Genomic DNA, 4,469 nt, shown 5'->3' with positions numbered 1-4,469 from the left:
GCTTCGCCGCGGGCCCCTCCCTCTCCCCGAGGAGAGGGAAAGTTCACCTCTTCCTTGGGGAGAGGTCGGAACCGCGCAGCGGTTCCGGGCGAGGGGGTGGCCCGGCCTCTCAGGCCGAGAGCTTACTGCAGCTTGTCCTTCTTGCCGTCATAGTAGCCGGCCTTCTGCAGCACGGCCTCCATGCGCTCGCCGATCTTCTGGGCGCCGGATTCGGTGGTCTCCTCGCCCAGCATGATCTTGGTGCCGAACTCGGCGACGATCTCGGAGATCGCCGGCCATTCCGGGAAGCGCGGCCGGAAGGACGGCACGCCGCCCTGCCAGGACGCCACCGTCGGCTCGACGAAGGCGTATTTCGCCTTGATCGCCGGGTCGTCATAGACCGCGGTGCGGCCGGAGACGCCGCCGGCCTCGACATAGGGCTTGGCCATCGCCTCGGAGGTGATCCACTGGATGAACAGCCAGGAGGCCTTCTGCTCCGCCTCACTCGCCTGCGACGCGACGCCGAGCGAGAAGCCGCCCAGCGCCGGCTTCAGCCCGGCCTCGCCCTTCGGCTCGGTGGCGACGCCCAGGCAGTCGCCCAGCTTCGACGTCGCCGGGTCGACCAGCGTCGAATAGAAGGACGACCATTCGGTGATCATCGCCACCTGGCCCTGGGCCAGGGCGTTGACCGATTCCGCGTGGTCGTAGTCGACGATGCCCGGGGGCATGTACTTCATCAGATCCTGCCGGAACTTCAGCCCCTTCTGTGACTCCGCCGAGGTGAGATTGGACTTGAAGTCGGCGTTCAGCAGCGACCCGCCGAAGGGCCACAGCACGCGCATGAAGCTGTCGGCCGACTGGGTCTCGCCGCGGCGCGACTGCAGGGCATAGGCGTACTTGCCGTCATGGGTCAGCTTCGGCCCGTAAGTGGTCAGCAGCTCGTCCCATGTGGCCGGCGGCTTGTCGAAGCCGGCATCCTTGAGCATGCACTTGTTGTAGAACAGCAGGCCCGAATAGTTGTCGAAGGGCAGGCCGTACAGCTCCTTGTTCCAGGTGCCGAAGCTCTCCAGCAGGATCGGGAAGAAGCCCTTCAGGTTCAGCGCCGGATCGGCCAGGGCCGGATCCTCGGTGAATGTCTTCAGCGGCACCAGCCAGCCGCTGTCGGCGTATTCGCCGATCCAGACGACGTCGGTCAGGACCACGTCGATCTCGCCGCCGGCCGTGAAATCAAGGACTTCGCGCTCGCGGCTGTTCTCATAGGGCAGGATCTCGTACTCGACCTTGATCCCGGTCTCCTGCTCGAACTGCGGCAGCAGCTGGATCGCGGCGCGATAGCCCGGCCGATCAAGGAAGATCGCTTTGATCGTGGTGCCCTTGTAGGGCTCGGCCGCCTCCTTCAGGCTCCAGGCCATGGCCTGGCCGGCGGTGAGCAGCGCGGCGATCGCGGCGCCGGAGAACAACAGCTTCTTCATTGGGTTCGCCTCCCTTTCCGATCTGTCATGCCCATTCGCCGGCGAGACCTTGTCCGCGCCGACGCAAAACATTTGTATCTTCCTGGATACAATCGTCCAGCGGTCGCTCGGGTGTCAAGCCGGGCCGCTAGCGCCGCAGCACGGCGCGGCAGGCGCCGAGGCGGGATTGCCAGCCCTCGCGCTCCAGCTCGGGCACCGATTCCTCCGATTCGGGAAAGCCGAGGCAGAGATAGCCGACGAGATGCCATTCGGGCGGCACGTCGAGCAGCGCCGCCACCGCCTCCGGCTCCAGGATCGAGACCCAGCCGAGGCCGACGCCCTCGATCCGCGCGGCCAGCCACAGCGTGTGGATGGCGGTGACGGCGGAATGGTCCAGCGTCTCCGGCATGGTCTGGCGGCCGAGCCCGTGCCCCTGCCCGGTCGACCGGTCGCAAAACACGGCGAGCTGGACCGGCGCCTCCTCCAGCCCCGCCAACTTCAGCCGGCGGTAGTGGACAGCGCGCTCGCCCTCGTAGCCGGAGGCGGCATCGGCGTTGCACCGGCTGAACACGGATCGCACCGCCGCCCGCCGCACCGCATCCTCGACCAGCACGAAGCGCCAGGGCTGGCTGTTGCCGACCGAGGGGGCGAGGCAGGCGAGGTCCAGCAGCCGGTCGAGCAGCCCGGGCGGCAGCGGGTCGCGGCGGAAGCGGCGGACGTCGCGGCGCCAGCGCAGCAGATCGGCGAAGCGGTCGTGGAACTCGGGCGGGAAGTCGGGGGCGGCCACAGCGATCCTCCGGACGGCGATGCCCCAGCTATAGCCGCCGATCAGGGGCCGGGAAACGGGGTGTCGATGCGGCCTGTGGTCCAGTAGGCGACGAGGCCGATCCATTCATGCATGGCGATGTTCAGCACGTCGATCTGCTCGACCAGGTCCGCCCGAGGCAGCAGCGTCGGCGGCAGGCCGCGATAGTCGACCGGCCAGGGCACCACCTTCCAGCCGGCCTTGGCGAACAGCCCCATCGACCGCGGCATGTGATAGGCGCTGGTGACCACCACCCAGTTCTGCCCGGGCTGGGGCTGCACCATCTGCTTCAGCAGCAGCACGTTCTCGTCGGTGTTGCGGGCCTGGCCCTCGAGCAGCAGCCGCTGCTCGGGCACCCCGGCCATCAGCATGACGTCGCGGAAGATATCGGATTGCGGCGGGATGCCGTTCCACGGGTCGCCGAGCCCGCCGGAGAACACGATCTGCGCCTCCGGAAAGCGGCGGGCGAGGTCAAGCGCGGCGAACAGCCGCTCGCCGGCGCCGTTCAGCATCGGCTCGCCCCGGGCGCCGGACAGGACATTCTGCTCCGCCCCGCCCAGGACGATGATTCCCTCCATCGTGGCCGGCAGCTCCCGCGGCTTGGCGAAGCGGTTCTCCAGCGGCAGGATCATCAGGTCGCCGACCGGCAGCACGCAGATGGCGGCGAAGGCCAGGGTCAGCGCCATCACCAGCCGCCGGGCCAGACGGCGGGAGCGGTACAGGAACCCGGCCGTGGCCAGCAGCAGCCCCAGCAGCAGGAGGCCGAGCGGCTGGACGAAGAACCAGATCAGCTTCGACAGGAAAAAGAACACCGCTCCCCCACCCGGCGCGACCGTCGAGGAATGGCGGATCGCGGCCGAAGATGCAACCCGCGGGCCATGCGCGGGTTGAAGCGGAGACGCGGCAATCGCACATGGGCCCTGGGGTTTCGGTCCTGACAGCGTCAGGTCCGAAACCCCGTGCGTTAAGTTGCGGATCAAATTATCCATACGCGTGAAGGCCACGCGTATGGTTTGATCCGCGGCTGTCCGTCCCAGGCCACCGGAGTCCGCCGCCCGTTCATGGAGCTGTTTCCCACCGACCTTCTCGATCGGGCCGGCGAGCTGTTCGACCGTCGCATCCGCCTCGGCGTCACCGGGCTGAGCCGCGCCGGCAAATCGGTGTTCATCGCCGCGCTGGTGCATGGGCTGACCGATCCGCGGCGCTTCGGCCTGCTCGACGCCGTGGCCGAGGACCGGCTGCGCGCCGCGGTGCTGCGGCCGCAGCCGCATCCGGAGCTGCCGCGCTTCCCCTATGAGGAGGCGGTGGCGCGGCTGACCGGCACCGGCGGGTATCCGGACTGGCCGCCCGGCACCCGCAACATCGCCGAGCTGCGGCTGTCGCTGCGCTTCGCGCCCAAGGGGGGCTTGCGCAGCCTGCTGGGCGACCAGGTGCTGCATCTCGACATCTTCGACTATCCGGGCGAGTGGCTGATCGACCTGCCGCTGCTGGAGCGCGACTATTCCGGCTGGGCCGAGGAGACGCTGGCCCTGGCCGGCACCGGCGTCCGCGCGCCGTTGTCCCAGCCCTGGCGCGACGCCATCGCGACGCTCGACCCCGCCGGCCCTGCGAAGGAGACCGACGCGATCGAGGCGGCGCGGCTCTATACCGATTATCTGCGCGGCTGCCGCACCCATGCCATTCCCTTGAGCCGGCTGCAGCCCGGCCGCTTCCTGCTGCCGGGCGACCTGGAAGGGTCCCCCGCCCTCACCTTCTGCCCGCTGCCGCGGCCGCGAGACACGCCCCGCGGGTCGCTGTGGCGGCTGATGGAGGAGCGGTTCGAGGCCTACAAGGCCAAAGTGATCCGCCCCTTCTTCAACGACCATTTCAGCCGGCTGGACCGCCAGATCGTGCTGGTCGACCTGCTGGCCCATCTCGCGGCCGGGCCGGAGAGCCTGGAGGATCTGGGCCGGGCCATGGACGACATCCTGACCTGCTTCAAGACCGGCGGCATCAACTGGTTGTGGCCGTTCGAGAGCCGGATCCGCCGCGTGCTGTTCGCCGCCACCAAGGCCGATCACCTGCCGCGCGAGGGCCATGAGCCGCTGGTCGGGCTGATGGACGAGCTGCTGCAGCAGAGCGTGCGCCGCACCGCCTTCCAGGGCGCCACCGCCCGGTCGATGGCGATCGCCTCGCTGCGCGCCACCCGGGAGGTGGACGTCAAGCATGAGGGCGAGACCCTGCGCTGCGTCGCC

Annotated in this window: 4 protein-coding genes; 1 reads left to right on the top strand and 3 read right to left on the bottom strand. The window is 69.1% G+C overall.

Annotated features, from left to right (window positions below; all coding sequences use genetic code 11):
- Nucleotides 1-122 precede the first annotated feature (122 nt).
- The 3 genes from P409_RS27565 to P409_RS27555 all read right to left on the bottom strand — a co-directional run bounded on the left by P409_RS27565 (nucleotide 123) and on the right by P409_RS27555 (nucleotide 3,047).
- On the bottom strand, nucleotides 123-1,451 hold the full coding sequence (locus P409_RS27565) for an ABC transporter substrate-binding protein (RefSeq protein ID WP_034845936.1): 1,329 nt from the start codon (nucleotides 1,449-1,451) through the stop codon (nucleotides 123-125).
- A gap of 127 nt (nucleotides 1,452-1,578) precedes the next feature.
- Nucleotides 1,579-2,217 carry a 5,6-dimethylbenzimidazole synthase gene (gene bluB, locus P409_RS27560; RefSeq protein WP_034845935.1) on the bottom strand — a complete coding sequence of 213 codons (639 nt, stop codon included), beginning with the start codon at nucleotides 2,215-2,217 and terminating at the stop codon, nucleotides 1,579-1,581.
- A 41-nt stretch (nucleotides 2,218-2,258) separates the two neighbouring features.
- The gene (locus P409_RS27555; protein WP_034845934.1) at nucleotides 2,259-3,047 is read right to left on the bottom strand and encodes a YdcF family protein; all 789 of its coding nucleotides are present in this window, start codon (nucleotides 3,045-3,047) and stop codon (nucleotides 2,259-2,261) included.
- A 249-nt stretch (nucleotides 3,048-3,296) separates the two neighbouring features.
- Here P409_RS27555 and P409_RS27550 point away from each other — a divergent pair.
- On the top strand, nucleotides 3,297-4,469 hold a 1,173-nt coding region (locus tag P409_RS27550; protein WP_034845933.1), incomplete at its 3' end, for a YcjX family protein.

This window comes from Inquilinus limosus MP06, from assembly GCF_000767795.1.
GTDB lineage: Bacteria > Pseudomonadota > Alphaproteobacteria > DSM-16000 > Inquilinaceae > Inquilinus > Inquilinus limosus_E.
The sequence above is the reverse complement of the archived record's forward strand: the minus strand, read 5'-3'. Positions and strand labels throughout refer to the sequence as shown.

What these genes read in the sequence shown, in the direction of transcription:
- P409_RS27565 (WP_034845936.1), bottom strand. Translation starts at nt 1,451, where the DNA reads ATGAAGAAGCTGTTGTTCTCCGGCGCCGCGATCGCCGCGCTGCTCACC.